The sequence below is a fragment of the Thalassospira sp. A40-3 genome, from assembly GCF_015871485.1.
Lineage (GTDB): Bacteria > Pseudomonadota > Alphaproteobacteria > Rhodospirillales > Thalassospiraceae > Thalassospira > Thalassospira tepidiphila.
The window spans coordinates 1,000,414-1,025,945 of the sequence record NZ_CP065428.1 but is presented as its reverse complement, the minus strand read 5'-3'; the positions used below and the strand labels follow the sequence as shown (position 1 = coordinate 1,025,945).

Below are 25,532 nucleotides of genomic sequence, written 5' to 3'. Positions count from 1 at the left end.
CATCTCAGTCGCTCTAGTCCTCGACAATATCCGCATCAATATTATGCCGGATCGCCAGTCGAAGCGCATTGAGGATCGCGATGATATCAATGCCTTCCTGCAATAGCGCCCCCGCAACTGGCGTGATATAGCCAGCCGCGGCAAACCCCATGGCGACGATGGAAAGCACCATGCCACCAATCACGCTTTGCAAAAGGATGCGGCGCATCGCCATGCTGATGTGAAGGAGCTCGTCGACGGTCACCAACGACGCCTCGGGGATCACGGCACCGGCGGCATCGGCTGTCACCGCACTTTCCTTGCCAAAGGCAATCCCGACCGTGGCGACGGCCAATGCCGGGGCATCGTTGATGCCATCGCCCATGAACAGGGTTGGGGCCTTGGCAGTTTCTGCGCGGACGGTCGCAACTTTCTGTTCCGGGCTTTGTGATGCCAGACTTTCGGAAATTCCGAGCAGTTCGGAAAGGTAGCTGACCTCGCTTTCGCGATCCCCCGACAGCAACATCACCTTGTTGAAATGATGGATGTCGCCCAGATGCCCGACGAAGCTTTCGCCCTCTGCGCGCGGGGTATCGCGGAAGCGGAAGGTCGCGCCATATTTGCCATCCACCAGCACCACGCATTCAAGCCCGGCTGCCGTTTCCGGCAAAAGCCCCGCGATCTCGGGGTCGGATTTCATCAGTTTATTGCGGTGGGTCACGGCGACTTCATGGCCATCGACCTGCCCGCTGAGCCCCTGCCCCGGTTTTTCCGACGCATGATTAACCTCATCAAGTGGCAGCTTGCGATCGCGCGCGGCATTCAAAACCGCCGAGGCCAGCGGATGTTTGGAATAACGCTCAAGGCTGGCGGCCAGTCGCAAGACAAGATTGCCGTCCATGTCGGGCCCGGCCAGCACCTCCACCAGTTCGGGACGGCCATAAGTCAGCGTGCCGGTTTTATCGAAAATCGCGGTCTGGCAGGTAGGCAAGCGTTCCAGAACCGTCGGGTCGCGGATGACGATGCCGCGCCGGGCGGCGATTGAAATCGCACTCATCACCGTGATCGGAATTGCAATCAAAAGCGGACAGGGTGTCGCCACCACCAGCACCGCCAGAAAGCGCGAAGAATCGTCACTCAGATACCCGACCAAGATCGCAAACAAAAGCGCTGCCGGGGCAAACCACGCGCCGATCTGGTCACCAAGACGGCGAATGCGCGGGCGTTTTTGTTCGGCCTCGGCCATGACATCCATGATCTGGGCATAACGGGAATCCCGCGCGCGCTTTTCCGCCCGGATGATCAGGACGGCCTCGCCATTGATCGCGCCCGACAGCACATTGGTGCCCGGTGCCTTGGCAACCACATAGGGCTCCCCGGTCAGGTAGCTTTCATCCATGCTGCCATGGCCATCAACAACGATGCCATCGGCGGGCGCAGTTTCATGCGGAAAGACCGCGATCAGATCGCCAATGTCGATCTCATCAATCGCGATATCCGTAATCTCGCCATCGGAGGATTTGCGATGCGCGACACTTGGCATGCGCTTGGCCAGGGCATTCAGGGCCGACGACGCCTTGCGCATGGCAAAGCCTTCAAGAACCTGCCCGCCGGTCAGCATCAGAATGATCAGGCTGGCGGCAAGATATTCCGCCAGCACCACACCGGTAACAAAGGCAATAGCGGCCAGAAAATCAGCGCCCATTTCGCGCCGCAAAAGCTTGATTGCAAGCTGCGCCAAAATGGGGATGCCACCCAGCAAAAACAAAACCAAAAGCGGCAGGTCTGCGGTGCGTTGGCCCAGCATCATGTCGGGTAGACCAAACACCCCAGGAAACATCAGGATAAAATGCCCCGCCATGGCAAGCAGGGTAATGATCAGAATGGTGCGGTTAAGGCCCGGGGCGGACAAGGCATCATCACACCGTTCAAGAACACCAACTGGTGGCGTGTTTGCCATGCCTTACCCCTTATGTGTTTATGGTTTTCAGGCCTGCGAAACCTTGCCCATCGCCATCGATACCATCAGATAACTGAAACCCGACGACAACAAATTGATGCCAATCAACAGACCAATCGCCCAGGTGGCGGAGCTTGGCAGTTCGGCAAAGATCAGGACACCGGCCAGAACCGAAATCCCGCCAGAAACCAGCATCCACTTCCAGCCCGGAAACTGTTTGAGCCACAGCGCCATCAGGGTTTCAAAAATCCCGTGCAGCAAAAAGGCAATCGCCAGCAACACGGTCAGTGTCACAATGCCACCTTCTGGCATGAAGGCCAGCCAGCCGCCAATCAGGGCAAAGACAATCCCCTGAACGACATCAAGGCTGCGCCGTGTCGGGGTATCGGCATTCCAGGCCCCGTAAAAATGACCAAGCGCCCCAAACAGGAACAGCCAGCCAATCACGGTTTTAAAGGCAATTGTCGTGACAAAGGGAAAGGCCACCGCCAGTACGCCAAGGATCAGCATCACCACGCCGACGTTGCGCAGCCGTTTGCGCCCCTTTTCCAAAAGGCCATGCATTTCCGGCGTTCCGTCATTAACGATCAAGGTCATGGTAGGGTGCTCCTGACTGCTGTGGATCGCGGCAATATCAACCTGAAATTGCTGCAAATTATAGCCCATCTAACGCCTGTCGAATAGGACAAGTTCCCAAGGGGCTGATCTTAATCACAGGCCTTTGCCGCCGTGATCAGGCGCTCTGCCACCGCACGCACAGCCGGGCGCTGGTCATAGGCCGGCTGCACCAAAAACGTCGCAAGCGGGCTTCGAACCGGTGCGAAAGGCAGCATGATCAGGTCGTGATTTCCAATTGCCGTGCGCGCAAACGGCAGGCGGGCCAAAATCACACCAAGGCCGGCATCCGCCGCAGACAGCCCGACACTGTAATCCTCTAAGCGGCGATCAGATGGCTTGGGCCGATACTTAACCCCATGTTCGGCCAACCAATGCCGCCACCCGGTCGCGTCGCTGTCATTTAAAAGCGGAAGGTTGGCAATTGCATCTGCATCAAGGCTTTGCGGTTCGAGCCCGCCGAGGAGCTTGGGGGAAATCAGCGGCACCAGATCATCGGCAAACAGCAAGCTTGATTTGGTACCCGGCCATTGTCCCTTGCCACAGCGAATGGCGATGTCGGTCTGCCCGCCATCGAAATCGGCCAGCCGTTCGGTAATTTCAAGTTCAAGCCGCACATTCAGATCACGCTCGATCTCGGGCACAAGCTTAAGGAACCAGATCCGGGCATAAGATGGCAGCAAACTTATTTTGATGACATCCGGTCCACGGCGTTGCCGCCAGGGCTGCGCGCCTTGCGACAAAAGATCAATCGCCGCCTGTGTTTCGCGCAAAAACCGTTGCCCATCAGGCGTCGGGCGCACCCCGCGGCCATAGCGTTCAAACAAATCATAGCCAAGCCATTGTTCGACCTGTGCAACATGGCGGCTGATCACGCTATGCGTCACACCCATTTCACTGGCGGCGGCCGAAAAGGACCCGTTGCGCGCCGCGGCCATCACCGCGGGCAAAAGCGCAAGAGGCGGAAGGGAAAGGTCATTGCTGTGCACCATATGCACATCTGATCCCCAAGCTATGTTCTATGTCAACACTCATGATCGCGCTATCAGCAAGACAGAAGACAAATTCATTCGCATAGAACGAGGGGAATGCTGATGTTCTCACAAGCCACTTTGGGCCTTGCCTGTGCCCTGATTACGGTTCTGTCCTGGGCGGCGGCCTTTCCGTTGATCGGGGTTGCGCTTTCGGGGCTTGATCCCCTGCCCCTTGCCGCTGTGCGCTTTACACTGGCGGCCTGTCCGGCTGTGATCTGGCTTGCGATCAAACGCCCGGAAATGCCCAAGCTGGTTGATCTTGCACGGCTTGGATTGGGCGGTGCGCTTGGCATCAGCATCTATAACTGGTTGCTCAATACCGGGCAGCAAACGGTATCACCGGGCGCGGCAAGCTTTATCATCAATACATTACCGATCTGGACGGCGATGCTCGCGACAGTGTTTCTGCGTGACCGGTTCGGGATTGGTGCCTGGATTGCCACAGCGGTGAGTTTTTCCGGCGTTGTCCTGATCGCCGTTGGTCAACCCGGCCCGATGCGTTTTGGCAATGGCAGTTCGTTGATCTTGCTGGCATCCATGCTGTCAGCCACCTATTTCGTTCTGGTGCGTGGGGTGATTGCGCGATATGGCCCGGCCACCTGCACCTGCTGGACACTGATCACCGGTGCGCTATGGCTAACACCCTGGTTGCCCGACGGGATGGCACAAATCAGTGTGGCTTCGGTTTCGGTGATTTCGGCGGTGTTGTTCCTTGGTCTTGTTTCCGCATCCCTTGGCTATGCCACCTGGAGCATCGCAATCGGCCATTTCGGGCCGGCATCGGCGGCAAACTTTTTATATCTGGTGCCACCCATTGCCGTTGTGCTGGCATGGACTCTAAACGGTATTACGCCCGATATCCTGACCCTGATCGGCGGCGCGGTGGCGATAACCGGTGTGGTTATGTTGCGCATTTCCATGGCAAGATCGGCCCGCAAGGCAACGGCGTAGCCAAGGGTGTGCCGGGCCTGGCCCGGCATATCAGAACGATTATAAAGAAAAACTGATAACGGGTTCACAATTCGATGCTTTGACATGGGGGTTTCAAGGGTCTATCAAATTCCAGACCTTATCCAATCTGGATGGAAACCCGTGTATTTCACACCGCTCAACAGCTTGGTTGCACGACGCACCCTGTCACTTTGTGTGGCGTGGCTGTTGCTGGTCAACGCGCTGTTTTTCGGGTTCATGCACGCGCCTGTCGCCCTTGAAACAGTGCCGACGTCGAACACGGAAGTTTCCCAGACCTATGTCCCGCTGATTATCTGTACCGCAAATGGCATCAAAACCATTTCGGTTCCAGCCGACCTTGCCGCAGATCGCACTGCCAATCCGCACAGTTCCGACGCCTTTGATGGCTTCCAGTGCGCCAGTTGCGGCCTTGGCAACCACGTGGTCGGCATGCCGGTTGAACCTGAATTACCGTTGATCCATCGGATCCGGCTGTCTAATAAGGTCACGGCCCTTCACATTACGGCACGTCTGCACGATTTCTGCCCGATTGCCGCATCCCCGCGCGCACCGCCGGTCGCCATCTGACCGGATTTCCAAGCACTGTCTTTCAGGGCCTTGTTGGCGGTTTTACGCCACAACTGTATCTGACGGACGTGGTTCTATCCGATCATCATCCCATGCCAGCCGGTAAAGCCGGCGACTTCCGGGACATCCCGGTTCACAGACTGGTGTCGATACGCGACGGCATTGCCGCGTATCTGTAAGGTTGCCAATGGGAGATCCCCATGAACAAAGACGACGCCTTGCTTGTATTGGAAAAACTTGCCGAACCCGCCGTTTTGACTTTGCCATCCGATGCCAGCATCGGACATCACAGCCAGGACCACACATATGTTTACATTGTGCAGTCCGGGTTAGCACTGCGCTGCAAATACACTGAACAGGGGGAAAGGCAGGTCTGCCGGGTTTATCGCCCTGGCGATCCGATCGGCCTTGAAATGCTGGCGGTGACCGACCCGTCGCTTGTGATTGAAACCATCGCACCCTCGGTAATCAAACGCATCCCGATCCAGCGGATCCGTCTTGCCCAGCAAAACGATGCCCGCACGCAATCGGCTGTGACATCTCTTCTGGCAAGCGAGGTCATGGATGGTCAGCAGCTTAAGATCAGTTTTGGCACCGGATCGGCCATGCGCCGGATTTGCCGGTTCCTGTTGTGGTCTGCCCACAATGATCTGGTATCGCTGCCCAACCGTGAAAAGCTTGGCAATATCGTTGCGACCACGACCGAAACGGCTAGTCGCATGATCGCCAATCTGAGGCGTGAGGGCGCAATCACCCGAAACCCGCGCATGCCATCGACCATGCGGATCGATCGCGACAAGCTGTGCAAGGTCGCAGGCGACCCGCAACAGCAATCCGCGGCATAACTGGCCGTCACGATCATCAAACAACAAACGCACCGGGATACCGTTCCGGTGCGTTTTCTTTTGGACCAACACTAATGCTGATTATGAACTGGGTTGGGCAACCGGGAAACGGGCGGGCGAGGTCAGGTTGGCCTTAAGCAGACTTTCCATATCGCTGGCACTGATCGGCTTGCTGAAATAGAAGCCCTGAACTTCATCGACACCCTCGGACGCGATATGTTCAAGCTGGGTTTCGGTTTCAATGCCTTCGACATTGACCGCCATGCCAAATGATCGCGCCAGGAACACAACCGCGCGCACAATCGCGGCATTGCCATCAGAACTGTCGATATCAATGATGAAGGACCGGTCGATCTTGATCTTGTCCACCGGGAAGCGTTTGAGATAGGCCAGCGACGAATACCCCGTCCCGAAATCATCAATCGCAATGCGAATGCCCTGATTTCGCAGGATACCAAGCGTGATGGCGGCTTCGCGCGGATTGTCCATCACGGCCCCCTCGGTCACCTCGAACTGCAACTGATGGGGATCAAGTTCCGTGCGCGAAAGCACTTCGCCGACACTTTCAATCAGGTCTTCGTGACGGGCCAGTTCAAGCGGCGAAAGATTGACCGATATGGTCAATTGGCCATAGCCGGCATCGCGCCATGCCTTGGTCTGTTCGCAGGCACGTTTCAGCACCCATTTGCCGATATCGGCAATGATGCCCATGCGTTCAGCCACCGGGATAAAATCAACCGGGCTGACCTGGCCGCGTGACGGGCTGAACCAGCGCACCAGTGCTTCCATGCCGATGATGCGATGACCGACGATATCAATGATCGGCTGATAGAACAGCTCCAGCTCGTCATTTTCAATCGCATGGCTCAGATCGCGTTCCATCGCCTTGCGTTCCTGAACCTCGACCTGAAGTTTCGGTTCAAAGAAGTGATAGCGATTGCGCCCCTCGGCCTTGGAACAATAAAGCGCCAGATCCGCATTGCGTAGCAGGTCCTTTTCATCGCGACCATCCTGCGGATACATGCAAATCCCGACCGAGGTCGATGCCTGCACTTCATTGCCATCCAGCATGAAACGTTCGGAAATGCGTTCGATCAGGCGCTGGGCGACAAAGGTCACTTCCTCGACCGAGCCCGGCTCGTGGATCAGAACTGCGAATTCATCACCGCCAAGACGCGCGACCACATCCTCGTTGCGCAGGCAAACCCGCATACGTTCGCCAACCCCCTGCAAAAGCAGATCGCCAATCGGATGGCCAAGCGTGTCGTTGATGTCCTTGAAGTTATCAAGATCAAACATCATCAGGACAAAGTGGCAGCGTTCGCGTTTGCTGCGCGCAACGGCCGCCGCCAGCCGTTCCTGGAACAGGGTCCGGTTCGGAAGCCCGGTCAAGCCGTCATGATGGGCAAGGAACTGAATGCGCGCTTCGCTGCGTTTGCGATCGGTAATATCGGTGATCGATCCGTCAATGAGGGTCGGACGGCCCTTCTCATCGCGGACAAGACGGGCATTTTCCTCGACCCAGATGATTTTGCCGTCTTCGCGGCGCATCTCGGTTTCAAAGCCCTGCACAATTCCATCGCGCAGCAACCGGCCGATAAACCGCAAACGATTGACCGGGTTCAGATAATGAAACGCCCAGTCATGCTCCTTGGCAATCAGACTTTCGACCGCGTCATAGCCCAAGATGGATGCAAAGGCCGGGTTGGCCGACAGGATCGGGCCAAGCGGAATACTTTGAAACAGGCCTTCTGCCGAATTTTCGAAAATACCGCGGAATTTTTCCTCGGCATGGCGGAGTGCTCGTTCGACCGACAGTTTTTCTGTCACGTCCTGACCGATACAGATCACACCGGCAACATCGCCATCTTCGCCGAAATGCGCGCGCGCATTCCATTGCAACAGGCGGGTTTCACCGTCGCGGCGCTTGAATGAAAGGACCTCATCCTTGATGATTTCGCCCGACAGCAACCGGCGCACTGCCATCCGAACACGCGCCCGGTCTTCTTCAACCAGCAAAAAGTCAAAGAAGTTCTGACCTGCCGCCTCCATCCAGGAATAGCCGAACGTCCATTCGCATTCGCGGTTATATTCCAGAATGCGCCCCTCGGCATCGAGGAACAGGATGACGCTGCCCGCCGTCTGAACCAAGGCGCGATAGCGTTCCTGACGCCGACGCAGATCATATTCCGCCTGACGGTTCTTGGTAATGTCGGTGATGGTAACGCTATAGCCCAGCAGCATTCCGCCTTCGCCACGAATTTCGGTGGCATTCACCCGCACCCAGATCTGGCTGCCATCGGCTCGGCGCATTTCAATATCGCGGGCCTGAACCCCCTTGCCGGATGCAAGATCACGACGCAGCTGAATGCGGTCGCTGTCGCTGGCATAAAAGGTTTCGGGATGGCGAAAATAGGCCTGGGTCACTTCGCGTACGGAATCATAATTGAACAGTGACGCGGTTTCTTCGTTCACATTGGTAATCGTGCCTTCAGCATTCAGCTCGATAATACCATGCACCGCATGTTCAAGGGCACGGCGATAGCTTTCCTCGCGCGTGCGTTCCTGACCAAACAGCACCAGACAGCCCGAATTTTCCAGCGTGATATATTGCCACTGGAAGAACCGCTGCCCGTAATGGACGGTGCGCGGACTGTCGGTGTCAAATTGCGGACCTTCGTCACTGACCAGCGGGCGCTGGTCGCTTGGATGCATCAGATCAAGCGGCGATGCCATGCCCATTTCAAGGGCAAGCTGCTCTGCTGCGCAATTGGTGCTGCGCAGGCGACCGTTGGTTTCCACCAGCAACACCGGTTGCGGTGAAATCAACGATCCGATGCCCGATGAAACGGTGGCTTCAATGGTTGTAAAGCGGATATAGGTGCGCCGACCGATGCTCAGCTTCCAGCCGAACAACACGCATGCAGAATCCCGGAACCCGCATTCTATATAATGGTAGCCGCCAATATCAAAAAGCCGCGCGGAAAGTTCGGCCAGCGGTTCCGACAAACCTTCAACTGCGTCCGGAGAAACCCATTCACCGACCTGTACACTCTCGTCATAGGCTTCGCGCCATGCTGAATTTACGAGCAGTCGTCCTTCGTCTGGATCATATGCTCCAGACGGCAAACACAGGTGGCTGATCAACGCCGTCAACATACCGACGGAATCGATTGCGTTGATGTCTCCCATAGCGGCTTTATTCGTCATGTTTGTTGTCGCTGCGCGACCATAACTGCTACCCCATGCAGTGCAAAGCCAAATTTTCCCCGACGAGAGCCACCACCCCAATCATTTTGCTTGTATTTTTGTAGCAGCTTCATTTTTTGTTCTTTTGGTCGCGCATGCCGCCTTTTTCACGGCTTTCAACGCCCGCGCGACCGGTGCCGACAGAATGAACGCGATTTCACTACGTAATCCTTAAAATCCTTGAAAATTCATCGGTTAACTGTTGCCCGGGGAAGTTTATCGGCATACCATCGCTCGGCTCGGTGGTTTTCACACTGTCCGGATCCCAACGTCAAAGTCCGGATAAAAGCGTTTCAGGGAACCATCCTCGATAAGGAGTAACCAACGTGATTTCGCATCAGGACGCCTTGATCTACACAATGGTTATGGTATCGGCCGCCGATAACGATATCACCGACGCCGAACTTTCCGCGATGGGCCGCCGGGTCCGTTATCTTCCGATTTTTGCCGGATTTGACAATGATGGCGTCACCAGTGTTGCGCGCGACTGCGCCAAGCTGCTGGGCGAAGAAGACGGCATGGACCGCACGCTGGATATGATCCGCGATGCCCTGCCGCGCAAACTGCGCGAAACCGCGTATGTGTTTGCCTGTGAAATTGTCCTGTCCGACAGTGAAATCAGCCAGGAAGAACTCCGCATTCTTGAATTGCTTCGCCACCGGCTTGATATTGACCGGTTGGTCGGATCGGCCATCGAACGCGCCATGGCGGCGCGCTATGTCCGGCCCGGTGATTTTTGATGTTTGCAACGACGGCCGCGGCACCTTGCCAGCACGGCCTCGTTGAGTGAAAAACGGTTAATTCAGCATTCCAACTTCGTGTTGGGCCTGTCTGATCGAATTTGTGGAACCCAACGCGCATTTTGGGCGTTACGCCCTGAAATTGCTGCTGTTGGTCATCCATAATGGGACAGGACCCAGCCAACAAAACTTGCCGGTTTCGGGCCAATGGGCGCGGGCCATTTTTGCGTCGCCAATTCAGATATCGCTACCGTCACACAAAGGGATCGCCGTCATGACCGCTCTTTCCGGGGAAAACATTGCCTTTATCGGACTTGGATTGATGGGGCGTCCGATGGCGCTCAATCTTGAAAAGGCCGGTGCAGTCCTGACCGTCAATACCCGTAATCCCGAAACGCTCAACGCCTTCGAAGACCTTGGCATTGCGACTGCCGGCACCCCGGCCGATGCCGTGGCCGAGGCCGATATCGTCATCATCTGTGTTGCCAATACGCCCGCACTTGAAAATGTGCTTCTGGGCGAAGACGGCATTATCGACGGCCTCGAAGAAGGCACCATCGTCATCGACATGGGCACAACGTCGGTCGAAGCCACACGGCGCTTTGCTGATGTGGTCGAAGAAGCCGGCGGCACATGGATTGACGCCCCGGTTTCCGGCGGCACCCACGGGGCCGAGAACGGCACCCTTTCCATCATGGTCGGTGCATCGCCCGAAGATTTCGAACGTGCCCATCGGGTGTTTGATGTCCTTGGTTCGCGCGTTACCCATGTCGGTGATGTCAGTTCCGGCCAGATTGCCAAGGCGGCCAATCAGATGATTGTCGGCATCACCATTGGTGCGGTTGCCGAAGCCTTTTCCATGGCCGATGAAGCCGGTGTCGATCTTGATAAATTGCGATCTGCGCTAACCGGTGGCTTTGCCGATTCCGCCATCCTGCAAAAGCACGGCGAACGCATGATCGAACGTAATTTCGAACCGGGCGGCAAGGTCGTCACCCAGCGCAAGGACCTGTTCCAGGCGCTTGAATTTTCCGAAGGCGAACTGGGGGTCGAACTGCCCATCACCCGTCTTGCCATGGAACTTTATGACGAATTGATCGACATGGGCCATGGCGATCTCGATCATTCAGCATTGATCAAAGTCTATGAAGAAGACTGACGCTGATCATGTCGAACTGGTTTCGGTTCTGACCTGCCCCGAATGCGGGCATGTCGAAAGCGAAACCATGCCGACCGACGCCTGCCAGTACTTTTATGACTGCAAGGGATGTGGCGCTGTTCTTCGTCCCAAGGCTGGTGATTGCTGTGTTTTCTGTTCGTATGGCACCGTCCCCTGCCCGCCGATCCAGTTGCATGGGCGCGGGGAAGACGGTGGCTGTTGCGGGCATGGTAACTAAGCTGCTCTGGCCAAATTAGGCAACCCAGATCAGGCAACAATGCCCGGCTTGTGACTGCCGATCCGATATAGATAAAGGTGGTCCGATCCGGTTTTCATCGGCACTTCGCCAAACGCCTGCCAACCCGGAATGGCAAAGGCGCGCGATATCAAAATGCCGCCATTTGCCATGCGCTGATCGAGCACATCGCCAACATCGCCCATCACCCGTGGATCAAGAAAACACACCACAACGTCGCCCGGATCGCGATCAAGGGTTTTAAAATCACCCCGGATGAAATCAAGGTTGGGTCGTGCGGCCAAAACCGCCCGCATCCGGCTGATGGCATAGGGGATTGGCGAGAGCTCGATACCGGTTACCCTGACCTCCGGCCTTGCGCGCGCAATCGCCAGTGCCAGATCCCCCCAGCCCGACCCAAAATCCGTCACCGCCTTGGTATCACCGGGGATATAGGCGATGATTTCGTCGGCTGCCTTGGCCGATGTCGGCATCGGAACGGCCTTTAGACGGATTGCATATCCCGCAATCAGCGCCAAAATAATGCCGACAAGGGCCAGTACGGATAAATCAGTCATCAACCATCCAGATATGTTAGGGTCCGTGCCGCGCAGTGGTGCCACAGGCATGCGCACATCGCAAGTCACGGCATACACAGCCAATTGAACACATTTGCAGAAGATACCGGAATGAGCCACGAAGAAACCGACACCCGCATAAACGAGCTTGAAATACAGCTTGCCCACATGGAAACCGTCGTCACCGATCTGTCCGACATGATCAAGAAACAGTGGGATCGCATCGATCTGCTTGAACGTCAGAACAAATTAATGTCGTCCGATATTAAACGCATGATCGATTTCCTGCGTACAGCACCCGAAGACGACGCACCACCGCCGCATTATTGATGGCACGCAGGGTTTGCTGGTTTCTGGCGATCGTGCCTGCCAATGAAAGATCGATTTGACCAACCTTTATCTCGACATACCGACCTTTGACGACTTCGTAAAGGTCCTTGATGGCACGGTGTATCATACCCTGCCAGATGACTGGTGGGTGGGTACATCCGACGTCGTTGGATCGACCAAGGCGGTCGAAGCCGGTCGGTACAAGGACGTCAATATGGTCGGGGCGTCGGTAATCTGCGCGGTCAGCAATGTGCTTGGCCATTCAGATTTTCCGTTTCTGTTTGGCGGTGATGGAGCAAGTTTCGCATGCCCCCCGGATCAGATTGACGGCGTGCGCGATGCGATGGCCGCCACAGCCACATGGGCCCTTGAAACACTCGATCTTGAATTGCGGGTCGGGCTGGTTCGGATTGGCGACATCCGTGCCACCGGTCGTAACGTGCGCGTTGCCCGCTATGCGGTGTCCAAGCCGGTTTCCTATGCCATGTTCAACGGGCGCGGCCTGCAATGGGCCGAAGACCAAATGAAACAGGGCCATAACCTGATTACGCCGGCACCACCGGGCACCCGCCCGGATTTAACCGGATTGTCTTGCCGCTGGTCACCCATCCGTGCCGAGGACTCAGATGTTATCTTGTCACTCATTGTTGCCCCGCGCGACAACCCGGGCCGTTTTGATGAAACGGTGCGCACCCTGTTTGCCATTCTCGATGACAGCCCGCGCAAAAGCAACCCGATCCCCGAAGACGGGCCCGGTGTCGCCTTCCCGCCGCCTGGCATGCATCTTGAGGCAGAGGCCACCAAACACAAGGAAGGCGGTTATATCAAAGCATGGCTGAAGGCGCTTTATATCGCGCTGATCGCGGCCATCCTGATGAAAACCGGCTGGAAACTGGGCGCGTTTGATCCACGGCGCTATCGCGATTACACCGGCTATAATACCGACTTTCGCAAATTCGGTGATGGGCTGTGGATGACGGTGAATTGCAGTTTGACCCGTGCCGAGGAAGTCGAAGCCCTTTTGCATGCGGCAGAACTGCAAGGCGATGTTCATTTTGGCACCCATCGCCAACGCAGCGCGATTATGACCTGCATCGTGCCCTCCATCACAAGTGATGCGCATTTCCATTTTCTTGATGGCGGCGAAGGCGGCTATACCGCGGCGGCCACCGCGTTCAAGGCAAAAAGAAAGCGCGATCCGGTCCTTGGCGCATCATCGACCAATGCGTGAAACGCATCGATTGTGACGCGACAATAGATTTCTTGCATGGCCATGAATTATCCCGGACACTTCCCTGATCCCGAACGGATCAGGATAGCCCCATGGACACCCGCGAGCTTGAAACCCTTATCGCCGTTGCAGACGCGCAATCCTTTCACGGTGCGGCGGATCGCCTTGGCCTGACGCAACCGGCGGTGACCCGCCGTATTCAGCGCCTTGAAGAACGCATTGGCAAAAGCCTGTTTGACCGCGCCACCAAGCCCTTGCAACCGACCATCGCCGGGCACCGGGCGCTTACCGAGGCACGCGATCTGTTGCGCCGCCTTGAAGGTTTCAGTGACTCGGTTCTTGGCAACACCAAACGCCACGGCCCGTTTCGACTGGGCGTAAGCCACGGGGCCGCCCCGCTTTTGGCAGCCCAAGAACTCCGTTCCCTGCATCAGGCCTTCCCGGATATGTCGCTTTCGATCAAAAGCGGCTGGTCAGCGGAACTTCTTCCGCTTCTGCGTCGGGGTGAAATTGATGCCATGCTGTCGCTTGATGGCCCAAACGGCATTGTTGGCGGGGTACAAACCCGCGATCTGCCGGCAAGTCTGTCGCCGCAGACCCTGCTGGATGATGAAATCGTTGCCATCGGCCCGAAATCAGCCCGTCCCCATCCGACAACCATCAAAGAACTTGCCAAACACCCGATGATCCTGATGCCCGAAGGATGTACGTTCCGTGCGCTTGGCAATGCATGGGCGCATAAAAACGGGGTCGAATTTACATCCGTGCTAGAGGTCTCCGCCCTTGAATTACAGATCGAAATGGTCGCAGCCGGCGCGGGTTACGGGATCATGGCGCGGCGGTTTTGCCAGCACAGCCCGGCCGCAAACCGGATCAAGATCCTTGATATTCCCGGCATGAACTGGGGCATGGCCATCACCCTGATCCGCCGCGCATCAAGTTCTGATCTTGACGATATGATCGACAAGGTTGGCGAACTGGTGATTAGGGTCTGAACCCAATGCCGGCAAAGCATCCGACACCCCCCATGCAGAAATGTTATCAGCATCATAATCCGAATGAATTGGACGCATAGCGCCCCCGCGTTCAATATCGCCACCAAACAATAATCCCTCTCGGAGGATCGTCTATGAGCCCCACTCAAAGCTCGCCCCAAATTCCGCCGCCACAAAGCCCCACACGCATGACCCTCATGCGGGCGAAAAAATGGTTCCCGTGGCTGGTTCTGCTTTCTGGCTGCCTTGTGTTGTCGTTAAACCTTGGTGTGCGTCAGTCCCTTGGCCTGTTTATCCCCGATATGCTCAATGACACGGGCTGGAACGCTGCCACCTTTGGTCTGGCCTTTGCCATTCAAAACCTGATGTGGGGTATTTCCGCCCCGATCGCCGGTGCGCTTGCCGACCGCTATGGCACCACGCGCACCCTGATTGGCGGGGCTGCGGTTTACGGTGCTGGCCTTTACATGATGGGAACGTCGCAATCCCCGGGCGAGTTGCACCTGACCGCAGGCTTCCTGATTGGCACCGGGGTTGGCGCCACCAGCTTCCCGGTTGTTCTGGCCGCGATCAGCCGCGTTTTCAGCAATGAAAAGCGAAGCTTCGCATTGGGTCTGGCATCCGCCGGTGGTTCAGTTGGTCAGTTGGTGATGGCCCCGACCACCCAGGCGCTCAACAGCTCGCTTGGCTATGTATCGGCGCTTGTTATCCTCGCTGCTATTTCGATGCTGATCATCCCGGCCGCCTTTGCCATGACCGGCAAGGCCGAAGGCAACAGCCCGACCGCCACCCCCGATCTGGGTCCGCAGGGCTTGGCCGCCGCGTTCCACGAAGCCCGCAAACATCGCGGCTTTGCGTTGCTCAATGCCGGTTTCTTTGTCTGTGGCTTTCATATCGCGGTGATCGCCACCCACCTTCCGACCTTTACCGAGCTTTGCGGCTTGCCCCGTTCGGTTGCGGCCGAGGGTCTGGCGTTGATCGGTCTGTTTAACATTGTCGGCACGCTGACCGCCGGTTGGGCGGGCGGCAAATGGCGCAAGAAATATGGCCTGTCGTTTATTTACGGCATGCGTGCGCTGGTGATTGTGATCTTTATCTTTGCACCCAAAACATCTGAAACCATCTTGCTGTTTTCGGCATCGATGGGCGCACTTTGGCTTTCGACCGTGCCGCTGACCAGTGGCCTGATCGCACAGGTCTTTGGCCCGCGTTACATGGCGACCCTGTTTGGCATTGTCATGCTGTCCCACCAGATCGGCGCATTCTTTGGCGCATGGATGGGCGGCATTGTCTATGACCTGACCGGCAATTTCGATGCGGTCTGGTGGGCATCGGTGGCCCTTGGCGTCTTTGCCGCCATCGTCCATATGCCCATTGATGACAGGGAACTGCGCGCCACGGCCAAGGCATAGGTTCGCCGCGCGTTTCACAAATCAAAGCAGCGCCCGGCACTATTCGGGCGCTGCTTTTTTGTCCTCTTTTCCAACCATCGGCTTTGCGTTAAAACGCAGACCATGGACAGACCGATTTACATCACCCCCGAAGGGCTAGACGCCCTTAAATCCGAACTCGACCACCTTTGGAAAAAGGAACGGCCGGAAGTCGTGGCCGTTGTCCATTGGGCGGCGGGCAATGGCGACCGTTCGGAAAACGGGGATTACATCTATGGCAAAAAGCGTTTGCGTGAAATTGATCGCCGTGTGCGTTATCTGCGCAAGCGGATCGAAGATGCCGTCGTTGTCCGCTCTGATGAACAACCCGATCACGCCCACATCTTCTTTGGCGCCACCGTCACCTATGTGAATGCCCGCGACGAAGAAAAAACCATCCGCATTGTCGGCGAGGACGAAGCCGATAGCCTCAATGGCAAAATCAGCTGGATCTCCCCGGTGGCCCGCGCCCTGATGAAATCGGGTGTCGGCGATGTGGTGACGGTCCGCACACCGTCCGGCGAAGACGAACTCGAAGTCCTTGAGATCAATTACCCGCGCGATAACTCGCCAAAATTGTAAAACTTGCAATAAATTAGCAATTTAGCGATTATCAAGGGAGAAAATTACCAGACTTTGGGAAAGGCCCGGCACCATGCTTCGAGATGAAATTGAAGATGCAAAGGCCCTAGTTACAACTGATCGCGTTCAAATCACGATCGGTGAAATTGCAACAATGTATCGAGACAACGAGCTGGAAATTCTTCCAGAATTTCAGCGCTTATTCCGCTGGTCTCTAGATAAGAAATCCAACTTCATTGAGTCGATTTTGATCGGCATCCCTATACCTCCAGCTTTCGCCTACGAAAACGAAGATGGCACTTGGGAGCTTATTGATGGCCTTCAACGTATCTCAACTATTCTTGAGTTCATGGGCCTATTAAGAGACCCAGACCAACCGGGACATTTCCTGCAGTCAAGTCTAAAGGGCGCAAAATATCTACCATCATTGCAAGATGTGATTTGGAAAACATCAGAGGTTGACCAAGACGAAAATAAGGTACTCGAGAAATCTCTGCAGCTTTTCTTTCGCCGGGCTCGAATAGACTTTCAGGTATTAAAACACCCTAGCGCTGCGAGAACAAAGTTCGATTTATTTCAAAGACTTAACAGGGGTGGCGCTTACGCTAATGAGCAAGAGGTTCGTAGTTGCTCAATGGTCCTCGCGAATAACACCTTTACAGCCGCAATACGTGAATTTTGCAACAGAGATGTCTTCTCCGAGCTTTTCCGCCTGTCCCCTGATCAGCGCAAACGTCAATTAGATATTGAGTACGCAACTAGATTAATCGTCCACAGCCTTGTCGACTACGAAAACGAGTCTGACGTTCAAGAATTTCTCGACAAGTCTATTGTCAAAATTCTTCTTGAAGAAGACCAAGATCAGGTTATACGACAGATCACTTGGACTGCCGAGATACTTACTGAGGCAGCTGGAGATATGGCTCTTATACCGCCAGATGATGCCCCCGAGGCGATTGCAAAGAGGTTCTCTCTTCGAGCACTAGAAGCCATCGCAGTTGGCGTCTCTCGCAACAAAGGCGATATTGAAAGGCAAGATAATCCGGTAGGTTTTGTTCGTGACAAAATTACAGCATTTTGGCAGCGTCCCGAAGTAAATGAAATGAGCGCAGCTGGTTTGAGAGGAACAACCCGCTTACAAAGAACAATCCCATTTGGACAAGCTTGGTTTAACCCGAATGAACAGTTCTGATGGATTTCTCAGCGAGATAGATTCAGTTCGCGTCCAAAGAGTACGTGAGATATCTGAAATAAAGCGACTTTATTGTAATTCTCCACACAGTGACCCTAGGGGAATAATGTCCAAGTCCGCAATCGTACTGAGCTATGCTCACTGGGAAGGTTTTTACAACGAATGCGCCCACACATATCTTAGATTTCTAACCCATCTAAACAAACCTCTCAGCGCAGTAGATTGGAGTTTGCTTCTAGGTCTGCTAACGAGCAACTTTGAGAGCTTAAGGGCTAGAAACCACTCAATTGAAGCCAAACATGATTTCGTTGAAAAATTGTCCGTTGCCCTCAAAGAAGGTGCTAGAGGATATGACACTAGCGTCTTGCTTGCTCGATCAAACTTAAACTTTGATAAAATAAAAACAAATTTTTCAGTTTTGTCATTCAGTTATGACAAACTCCAAAAATACAGATTAAAGATAGACAATGAAGTTGTTGGATGGCGACATGGTATTGCTCATGGAAGCGATCCAGATTTGTCCCTTCTAGACTTGGAAAAGCACCTTGAGTTAGTGCGTGAATTACTTCTAGTTATGGCTGATATTTTTCAGGAAGAAATTATGGCCAGGACAAATTGATCAGTAATCACATGCGGCTCTTAACCCGACGTGTTGGTTCGGCGACTTGTGGGTCGTCGGGCCAGTAATGTTTGGGATAGCGCCCCTTCATCTCGGCCTTCACCTGGGCATAGGACCCGTTCCAGAACCCGATTAGGTCACTCGTCACCTGAATGGGCCGTTGTGCGGGCGATAGCAGATGAAGCGTCACCGCGACCTTGCCATTCGCGACCTTTGGCGTTTCGGTGGCACCAAACATTTCCTGCATGCGCACCGGCAAAGCAGGTGTTTCACCGCTATAATCAATGCGGATGTTTGATCCGGTCGGCACCTGCCAATGGGTGGGGGCCAAGCGATCCATTTCCTGTCGCTGGTTCCAGTCGATCCCGGCAAGCAACGCCTCAGAAAGCTTGATCTGTTTAAGCTGACCACGTTTGGTGATGCCCGACAGATAGGGTGCGATCCAGTCTTCAAGCGATGCCAGAAGCCCGTCGTCAGAAACATCAGGCCAGGCATCGCCCTCCACCCGATGAAGAAACGCCAGCCTTGCGCGCAAGCCTTCTGATGCCTTGTCCCATGGCAGGCAATGCAGGCCGAGTTTGCGGATGCCCTCGATCATGGCCGCTGTAATCGCATCGGGATCGGCTTCGTCATGGGTGGCTTTTTCATCCAACACCAGTGCGCCAATCCGGCGTTGCCAGCGGGCGGCAACCGCATCGCTTTGCGCGTCCCAGAAAACTTCCGTGCCCTCGGAAATCTGATCGGCAAAATGGGTTTCAAGAGTTGCACGCGCCACAGGGGCGGCTAGATAAATCTTGGCCTCGCGCGCCTGCCCGTCCAGTTCGGCCACCGCGATATAGGGCTCCGACGCCAAGCTATCTTCATTGGGCAAAACACCGCCGCGCCCGCCCGACAGGCGATAACGCGCGTCCGCCCCCTTGCGCCGCTCGCCGATCCGGTCGGGATAGGCAAAGGCCAAAAGCAAGCCAACCTCATCGGCCCGATCCACCCGCGCGGTATCGGGTTTTGCCAACCCGCCCTGCTTTGCGGCATCGCGCAAACGGCGGGCAAGTTGTTTGGCGGCCTCCGATATCATTTTCGGCGCCCGGCCCTTGATGATCGCTTCCACCCGAATGCGCAAATCCGCCCCGCGCCCGCGCAAGAAATCGCGATCAGACAACAACGCCGCCAGCGCACAGGCGACCTCCTCAAGGCCAAGCTGAGCACCGCGCAACATCATATGCGCCAAGCGCGGATGGACCGGCAATCCGGCCATGGCAGTGCCCATCGGTGTAATGCGGTTTTCGCCATCAAGTGCTTCAAGGCCGCGCAAGACATCGCGCGCCTGATCGATCTTGGCACGATCGGGCACATCGAGCCACGGCAGCGTTTCGGGATCGGTAACACCCCAGCGCGCCAGCTCCAGCGTCAGCGGTGCCAAATCGGCCTCTGCAATTTCGGGCGCGGTAAAGGGGGCGCGCGCACGATGTTCGTTTTCCGGCCACAGGCGATAACACACGCCCGGTTCCAGTCGCCCGGCGCGGCCACGACGTTGCTCGGCACTGGCTTGTGATGATTTGACCGTGACCAGACGCGTCATCCCCGATGCCGGATCAAACCTTGGCAGGCGTTGCAGGCCGCTATCAATCACCATCCGGATGCCATCAATGGTCAGCGACGTTTCGGCAATCGCGGTGGCCAGAACGACCTTTCGCTTGCCATCCGGGGCGGGCTGGATCGCGATATCCTGCGCCTTGGCATCCATCGCGCCATAAAGCGGGGCGATGATGACATCACTTCCCACCGCATCCTTAAGCGCACTTTCAACCCGGGTGATTTCGCCCTGCCCCGGCAGGAAGGCCAGGATCGATCCGCTTTCTTCGCGAAGGGCGGTTTTGATCGCGCCGGTCATTTCGGCGTCAATGCGGGTATTGCCCCATTTATCGGGCTTGGGGGCCACGTATTTCGTTTCAACCGGATAGGCGCGACCTTTGGATGTGATCACCGGGCAACCGCCCATCAATCGTGCAATCGGATCACCATCAAGGGTGGCCGACATAACAACAAGGCGCAGGTCATCACGAAGCGCCCCCTGCGTTTCAAGGGCAAGGGCCAAACCCAGATCGGCATCCAATGAGCGTTCGTGAAATTCATCAAACAGGACGGCGGCAACACCGGACAGTTCCGGGTCATCCTGAATCATGCGAACCAGAATGCCCTCGGTCACGACCTCGATCTTCGTGTCCTTGGAAACCTTGCTGTCAAAGCGGACGCGATAACCCACACGCTCGCCAACCGCCTCGCCTAGTAACTGCGCCATGCGCCGCGCACTGGCACGCGCGGCCAGACGACGGGGTTCGAGCATGATGATCTTCTGATCCCCGCGCCACGCGCAATCAAGCAGCGCCAGCGGCACCTTTGTCGTCTTGCCAGCACCCGGTGGCGCCTGCAAAACCGCATTGGTGCCGTTTTCCAGCGCGGAAATCACCTCCGGCAGGACAGCATCAATCGGCAGGGCGGGAAATCGGGAACTCATATGTTTTCAATACTCAGCTTGGCACAGCAGATGTCTGTTTGCGGGCATCGCCTAGCAATATCCCCGCGGGGTTGGCCGGGGCAATGAAAATCACGCCAGAATTTACTCTGGCAGCGGATGCCGATTGATCGGCCTCAATGCGCGCGCCCCTGATGATGATAGAATGATTTTATTGTTTTGGGCAGTTTCCCGCCTTCGATCCGCAAAAATGCGACGGGTCATCTGCACATAATGGTCTCATCCCTTCGGAACAGGAGACTTATGATGAAAAGATATCTCGCAATTACCGCAATCGGACTGATGCTTGCCGGTGCGCTTGGCGTCGCCCAGGCCCAACAAGGCCCGCAAATGATGAACCCTAACGGCCAAGGCATGATGCAGGGCCAAGGTATGATGCAAGGTCCGGGCATGATGGGTCAGGGATATGGCCCGGGCAACGGACAAGGTTACGGTCCCTGCAACACGATGCCGTGCAATAACGGTGCGATGGGCCCCGGTATGATGAACGGTGCCATGATGAATGGCGGCATGATGATGGGTGGCATGATGGGCAAAATGCATGGCCCGGAAATGATGATCGTCATGATGGACACCAACGGCGATGGCCAATTGGCGCTTGAAGAATTCCAGGCCGTCCATAACCGGATGTTCAACTATCTTGACAAAAACGGCGATGGCCAACTGACCGCTGACGAGCTGCGCCAACGCTAACCGCCGAGTTTAGCCACCGCGCCTGATGCCAAGGATGACGCCCTGCTCCGCCCCGATGCGCTGCAGGGTCTTCATCCCGCGCGTCAGGCCATAAAGCGTTTCCATCGCGCCCTCAGCCTTGGCCCGCGATGCTGCCGCGCGTGTGATATCATAAAGCCCGCGAAACACAGGTTCGGGCAAGGCACGCAAGGCCGCCTCCTTCTCCGCCCGGTTCGGATCGGGATGGGTAAAACTGAGTGGCGTGGTCGGGTCAAAATTCGACATGGTTTGATCTTGCGGGCTCGACGGGTTCGGCTTGGTGTTTTCTATCACGATTGACAGTGCCCAGACCATCCATGCCTGCGTCCAGCGCATGTAATTGCGCCGATCTGGCCGGCCGCCTTTCTTTATCCCGGCAAAGAACAGATCACGGCTCGGATCAAAAAGATTTTCTGCTGCCCATTCAGATACCCGGATCGCCCCGTCGCGGTCCCCAAACCGGCAAAGACTTGCCATCGCCTGTGCCACTGCATGGGCATCAAGGTAGCCATCCCGCCCGGCAAAGCTGCGCGGCAGGTCCTTTTTATCGAAGCACGCTGCGCGATAGAATTGCCACCCACATTCAATGGCTTTGTCCAGCCCGTCCATCCCCGACGCCCGCAAGCTGTCGAGAAGATCAAGAACATAGCCCGTGTGAAACCCGTCCACGAACTGGTGATGGGACCGCGTGCCATAGGCCCAACTGCCATCAGACTGTTGCGCATTGATAACGCGCTCCACCGCCAGTGCGGTTTTGTCATTCAGTCCTATCACCCGATGCAGTGCAAAGGCCGCCCAAAGGCTGGCATTATGGATTTCAACGACAACATGATCGAAATAGGCGAAATAGCCTTCCCGCCAGAGCTTGTCTTCAACAAACCCGGCCGCATGAACCAACGCCGGGTGATCCTTTTGCATCCCGCTTTGAAGTAACGCATCAACGACAAAGCTTGTCACAATCGCATTGCTTTGATGACGTTTGGCGTAAAACGCCCGCGCCTGCCATTCAAAAGGATATCCCCACCCGCCATCCGGGTTTTGCATTTCAAGCAGGCGTCCCCGAACATCACAAAGGACCACACCCTGCGCGGCCCCACCCAGCAGGGCTAGTGTCTTCGGATTGACCATATTGGGAATGCGAACAACCTTGCGCAAGCCTTCCGGGCCACGCTTGATTGCCTGTAACCAGACCAACCGCGCCAGTCGGAACCGGCCAAGGCCGCTTGCGCGGAATAAAGCACTCTCAAGCCCGTCAAACGGATCGGCCCCGGCAAAGCCATCCGCGACCATGCGGTCCATCACACGATCCCGGATATCGATCAGACGATCCCTATTCATGCGCACACCTCGCACGGGCGTCAATCCCGGCAGCCATACCGCAACAGATCAGATAATGCCCGTAATTCAGCGTATTATCCGTCACCATGGTCAGCATCACCGAAAGCAGGATACAGACGGCAAGACGCACATGGCGCACGGTCCAGAGCATCACAATCCATCCCGCCGCCCAAAGCACTAGCCCGACAATGCCGGTTTCAAACAGCATGCGAAAATGATCGTTATGCAAAGCGCCAAAGGATGCGAAGGATTGATAGCCGGACAGGATTTCCTCCACCGACCCGGTCCCGAAACCAAGCCATCTTTGCCCGCCAGAGCCGCCTTGCCACATCCCCCAGAAATCCTGCCAGAACGCCAACCGCCCACTGCCATGGGTCAGAAACAGGCGCGGTAGATGCGACATTGCAAACCAGCCAGCCAAGCCCAAGACGACACAGGCAACAATCCACGTCATCGCCCGCGAAAACCGGATCATCCCGATCAGATTGACCAACATCGCCAACACCGCAATCCGCGTTTGACTGAGCAACACGGCCAAGGCCGATCCCGCGACAAGCAGTCGACAGCCCCGCCACCCGGCCACCGAACAGAGCGCAAAAAGCCCCAAAAACAAGAACGGCTGATTAAGGCGCATGCCTTCATGGGTCATCTGAAACGAACTAGATAGCAGCAGATAAACCACCAGAACCGGCATCATCACCCGAAGACTGTCCCGGCCAATTAACAGCCCGACCAACAGCCCGACCGGCAGCATCATAAGGTTGCCGATCAGACGGAGTTTTTCGATGCTGGCCCCGTTGCCAGTGGCAATGACACCAGTCAGCCCGGCAAGAGACAAACAGCCCGCAAGCAAACCCGGCGTAATTCGAACCGGGCGGGCGTAACCACACAGCATCGCAATCCAGAAACCAAGCAGAATAAGCTTGGCGACCATTCCGCCCGCTGCAATCAGCCAGAACGAGGCGCCCATCAAAAGATTGCCCGCAAATACCAGCCAGATCGGCAGTGAGAGTGTTTGGCTTGCGGTTCCCTGCCCCTGCCCGGAGTACTGTATGACCTCGAACGGAAGAGTTTTCATGGCGCTGCGCCTCGCGCAAGCCGCGCGACACGCTGCGAAAATTCGGTTAGTCTGAAGCTCTTGATTTCAAAGCAGATTGGCTGACCTTGATGCTCTGGCTGGCGCAAACCTGTCTGATGGTGCAGATCATTCTTGCCCCGTTGTTGCTGGGCGGATTGCGGCCATGGGCGCTTGCCCTTCTGGCGATCCTGACCGGTATCGGCATGCTTGCGATTTGTCTGCGCCGCGGTCCTGTGCAAATTGGCAAGCACCTGCTTTTTCTTTGGATCGGGATCGTTGCGCTGATTGGTTGGGCGATCCTGCAAAGCCTGCCGATCTGGCCAGTTCAAGCTTATCCGTTCAATGCACCACACATTGCACTCGCCCCGAATGGTTGGCTGAATGTCGCGGCCTATCTGATATGGCTGGGCGGTGTGGCGAGCCTGACCGCGCTTTTGGCGCGCCTTCACAACCATCTGAATATCACCATCGCCCGCACAATTGTCATCACATGCGCCGTTCAAGTGGCGCTTGCCGCAGGTGCCGATGTGATGGGATGGCAAACCACGTTCTGGTTTGCCAAACAAGTCCATCTGGGCGACTGGACCGGCAGCTTCGCCAATCGCACAGCGTTCGGAAACATGATGGCGTTCGGTATTCTGGCCTGCCTGTTTTTGTATGATCAAAGCCGGGCGCTGAGCACGGCCAAGCGCCTTGATCAGGCCGGAGGCTGGCTGGCGATTGCTGTACTTTTTGCAGCGGCCCTTCTCGAAAGCCACTCGCGTCTGGCCTTTATAATGGCGCTGGTTGGCGGGGCACTGTTTATCATTCTGACCCCGCGCGAAAACGCCAACCACTTCAAGCGGCTGATTGTGATCGCCCTTGGCATCATCGCGACCATTGCCGTCACAGCCTTCGCATCGCTGGAACTTTTCGACCGCTTCAAAGACCTTGCCCGCAACGACCTGATCCAGCGAGATGATTTGTGGATCACCGCCCTGCATGCGATTGCAGAACGACCATTTACCGGATGGGGGGCGGACAGTATTGGACTGGTCATTGCTCATTTCACCACCCCGGACCTGAACGCAAATGCCCATTGGTTTAGCAGCCATAACCTTTGGCTTGATGGCGCAATCGTTTTTGGGGTTCCGATTATGCTGATCCTGGCCACGGCACTGATCATCGCGATCAAAACGGTTCTTGCCACCTGCCAGCAACCCGACACGCGTGCGCTTTTGATTGCCCTTTTTTTTATGGCAATGATTGGCAGCATGGGCGACTGGGTCATGCTCATGCCTGCCCTTATTCTGCCAGTTGTGATGCTGGTGATGTCAAGCTTTGAAGCCGCATTTGCAGCCCATCACGCAATGCCTGCACGCGGGGATCACGCGGGGCAATCACCTGCGCCTGATCGAAAAGCTTTGCGCTAAGCGCCAAATCATCCTTGACCACTATTCCCGCCTTCAGCCCCAGCAAAACCGGATCAAATGGCCGTTCGATCAGCCGATATTTGAGTAGCTCGTCAAGTTCCGTACTATCGACCACCATCGCATCACGCTCTGCACCAAAGCCGTCTCC

Annotated in this window: 23 protein-coding genes; 15 read left to right on the top strand and 8 right to left on the bottom strand. The window is 56.1% G+C overall.

Features of this window, described 5'->3' with window-relative positions:
• Window positions 1–13: 13 nt before the first annotated feature.
• The 3 genes from IT893_RS04580 to IT893_RS04570 all read right to left on the bottom strand — a co-directional run bounded on the left by IT893_RS04580 (window position 14) and on the right by IT893_RS04570 (window position 3,546).
• Complete coding sequence (locus IT893_RS04580; protein ID WP_197146980.1) at window positions 14–1,939, bottom strand: heavy metal translocating P-type ATPase; 1,926 nt, start codon at window positions 1,937–1,939, stop codon at window positions 14–16.
• 27 nt (window positions 1,940–1,966) lie between these two features.
• Window positions 1,967–2,536, bottom strand: a complete 570-nt coding sequence (locus IT893_RS04575) for an HdeD family acid-resistance protein (protein WP_252724080.1) — start codon at window positions 2,534–2,536, stop codon at window positions 1,967–1,969.
• A gap of 110 nt (window positions 2,537–2,646) precedes the next feature.
• Entirely contained in the window at window positions 2,647–3,546 is a 900-nt protein-coding gene (locus IT893_RS04570; RefSeq protein WP_064781779.1) for a LysR substrate-binding domain-containing protein, read from the bottom strand.
• A gap of 102 nt (window positions 3,547–3,648) precedes the next feature.
• On the opposite strand from IT893_RS04570, the gene IT893_RS04565 reads away from it, so the two are divergent.
• From IT893_RS04565 to IT893_RS04555, 3 genes are all read left to right on the top strand, one after another.
• Entirely contained in the window at window positions 3,649–4,539 is an 891-nt protein-coding gene (locus IT893_RS04565) for a DMT family transporter (RefSeq protein WP_197146978.1), read from the top strand.
• Between the two features lie 141 nt (window positions 4,540–4,680).
• Window positions 4,681–5,127 (top strand): DUF2946 family protein, encoded by a 447-nt coding sequence (locus IT893_RS04560; RefSeq protein ID WP_064781777.1) that lies wholly within the window; start codon window positions 4,681–4,683, stop codon window positions 5,125–5,127.
• Between the two features lie 200 nt (window positions 5,128–5,327).
• A complete protein-coding gene (locus IT893_RS04555; protein ID WP_008890258.1) occupies window positions 5,328–5,972 on the top strand; it encodes a Crp/Fnr family transcriptional regulator in 645 nt (214 codons plus the stop codon).
• An 81-nt stretch (window positions 5,973–6,053) separates the two neighbouring features.
• Here the strand turns inward: IT893_RS04555 and IT893_RS04550 are convergent, their stop codons facing one another.
• Entirely contained in the window at window positions 6,054–9,182 is a 3,129-nt protein-coding gene (locus IT893_RS04550) for an EAL domain-containing protein (RefSeq protein WP_252724079.1), read from the bottom strand.
• 365 nt (window positions 9,183–9,547) lie between these two features.
• Between IT893_RS04550 and IT893_RS04545 the strand changes: the two genes are divergently transcribed.
• From IT893_RS04545 to IT893_RS04535, 3 genes are all read left to right on the top strand, one after another.
• Window positions 9,548–9,961, top strand: coding sequence for a tellurite resistance TerB family protein (locus tag IT893_RS04545; RefSeq protein WP_008890260.1), 414 nt, complete (start codon window positions 9,548–9,550; stop codon window positions 9,959–9,961).
• Between the two features lie 274 nt (window positions 9,962–10,235).
• A complete protein-coding gene (locus tag IT893_RS04540) occupies window positions 10,236–11,120 on the top strand; it encodes an NAD(P)-dependent oxidoreductase (protein WP_197146977.1) in 885 nt (294 codons plus the stop codon).
• On the top strand, window positions 11,107–11,358 hold the full coding sequence (locus IT893_RS04535; RefSeq protein ID WP_197146976.1) for a GDCCVxC domain-containing (seleno)protein: 252 nt from the start codon (window positions 11,107–11,109) through the stop codon (window positions 11,356–11,358). Before IT893_RS04540 ends, IT893_RS04535 begins: the two co-directional genes overlap by 14 nt.
• 29 nt (window positions 11,359–11,387) lie before the next feature.
• Here the strand turns inward: IT893_RS04535 and IT893_RS04530 are convergent, their stop codons facing one another.
• Window positions 11,388–11,933, bottom strand: coding sequence for a trans-aconitate 2-methyltransferase (locus IT893_RS04530; RefSeq protein WP_197146975.1), 546 nt, complete (start codon window positions 11,931–11,933; stop codon window positions 11,388–11,390).
• 111 nt (window positions 11,934–12,044) lie between these two features.
• On the opposite strand from IT893_RS04530, the gene IT893_RS04525 reads away from it, so the two are divergent.
• The 7 genes from IT893_RS04525 (at window position 12,045) to IT893_RS04495 (ending at window position 18,312) form a co-directional block, all read left to right on the top strand.
• Window positions 12,045–12,263 (top strand): SlyX family protein, encoded by a 219-nt coding sequence (locus IT893_RS04525; protein WP_197146974.1) that lies wholly within the window; start codon window positions 12,045–12,047, stop codon window positions 12,261–12,263.
• 55 nt (window positions 12,264–12,318) lie between these two features.
• Window positions 12,319–13,494 carry a DUF3095 domain-containing protein gene (locus IT893_RS04520; RefSeq protein WP_197146973.1) on the top strand — a complete coding sequence of 392 codons (1,176 nt, stop codon included), beginning with the start codon at window positions 12,319–12,321 and terminating at the stop codon, window positions 13,492–13,494.
• A gap of 92 nt (window positions 13,495–13,586) precedes the next feature.
• Window positions 13,587–14,489 carry a LysR family transcriptional regulator gene (locus IT893_RS04515; RefSeq protein ID WP_197146972.1) on the top strand — a complete coding sequence of 301 codons (903 nt, stop codon included), beginning with the start codon at window positions 13,587–13,589 and terminating at the stop codon, window positions 14,487–14,489.
• Between the two features lie 134 nt (window positions 14,490–14,623).
• Window positions 14,624–15,901, top strand: a complete 1,278-nt coding sequence (locus IT893_RS04510; protein ID WP_252724078.1) for an MFS transporter — start codon at window positions 14,624–14,626, stop codon at window positions 15,899–15,901.
• A 102-nt stretch (window positions 15,902–16,003) separates the two neighbouring features.
• Window positions 16,004–16,501 carry a transcription elongation factor GreB gene (greB, locus tag IT893_RS04505; protein WP_197146971.1) on the top strand — a complete coding sequence of 166 codons (498 nt, stop codon included), beginning with the start codon at window positions 16,004–16,006 and terminating at the stop codon, window positions 16,499–16,501.
• A gap of 73 nt (window positions 16,502–16,574) precedes the next feature.
• A complete protein-coding gene (locus IT893_RS04500; RefSeq protein ID WP_197146970.1) occupies window positions 16,575–17,693 on the top strand; it encodes a DUF262 domain-containing protein in 1,119 nt (372 codons plus the stop codon).
• Window positions 17,680–18,312, top strand: a complete 633-nt coding sequence (locus IT893_RS04495) for an MAE_28990/MAE_18760 family HEPN-like nuclease (protein WP_197146969.1) — start codon at window positions 17,680–17,682, stop codon at window positions 18,310–18,312. Before IT893_RS04500 ends, IT893_RS04495 begins: the two co-directional genes overlap by 14 nt.
• A 7-nt stretch (window positions 18,313–18,319) precedes the next feature.
• Here IT893_RS04495 and hrpB read toward each other — a convergent pair whose 3' ends face one another.
• The gene (gene hrpB, locus IT893_RS04490) at window positions 18,320–20,827 is read right to left on the bottom strand and encodes an ATP-dependent helicase HrpB (RefSeq protein ID WP_197146968.1); all 2,508 of its coding nucleotides are present in this window, start codon (window positions 20,825–20,827) and stop codon (window positions 18,320–18,322) included.
• Window positions 20,828–21,091: 264 nt separating this feature from the next.
• On the opposite strand from hrpB, the gene IT893_RS04485 reads away from it, so the two are divergent.
• Complete coding sequence (locus IT893_RS04485; RefSeq protein WP_197146967.1) at window positions 21,092–21,538, top strand: hypothetical protein; 447 nt, start codon at window positions 21,092–21,094, stop codon at window positions 21,536–21,538.
• Window positions 21,539–21,547: 9 nt separating this feature from the next.
• On the opposite strand, the gene IT893_RS04480 is transcribed toward IT893_RS04485, so the two are convergent.
• Together IT893_RS04480 and IT893_RS04475 are read right to left on the bottom strand one after the other, a co-directional pair.
• Window positions 21,548–22,894 carry a prenyltransferase/squalene oxidase repeat-containing protein gene (locus IT893_RS04480; RefSeq protein WP_197146966.1) on the bottom strand — a complete coding sequence of 449 codons (1,347 nt, stop codon included), beginning with the start codon at window positions 22,892–22,894 and terminating at the stop codon, window positions 21,548–21,550.
• Window positions 22,887–23,972, bottom strand: a complete 1,086-nt coding sequence (locus IT893_RS04475; RefSeq protein WP_197146965.1) for an O-antigen ligase — start codon at window positions 23,970–23,972, stop codon at window positions 22,887–22,889. Before IT893_RS04475 ends, IT893_RS04480 begins: the two co-directional genes overlap by 8 nt.
• A gap of 89 nt (window positions 23,973–24,061) precedes the next feature.
• Between IT893_RS04475 and IT893_RS04470 the strand changes: the two genes are divergently transcribed.
• Window positions 24,062–25,384, top strand: coding sequence for an O-antigen ligase (locus IT893_RS04470; RefSeq protein WP_197146964.1), 1,323 nt, complete (start codon window positions 24,062–24,064; stop codon window positions 25,382–25,384).
• The last annotated feature ends 148 nt before the right edge of the window (window positions 25,385–25,532 follow it).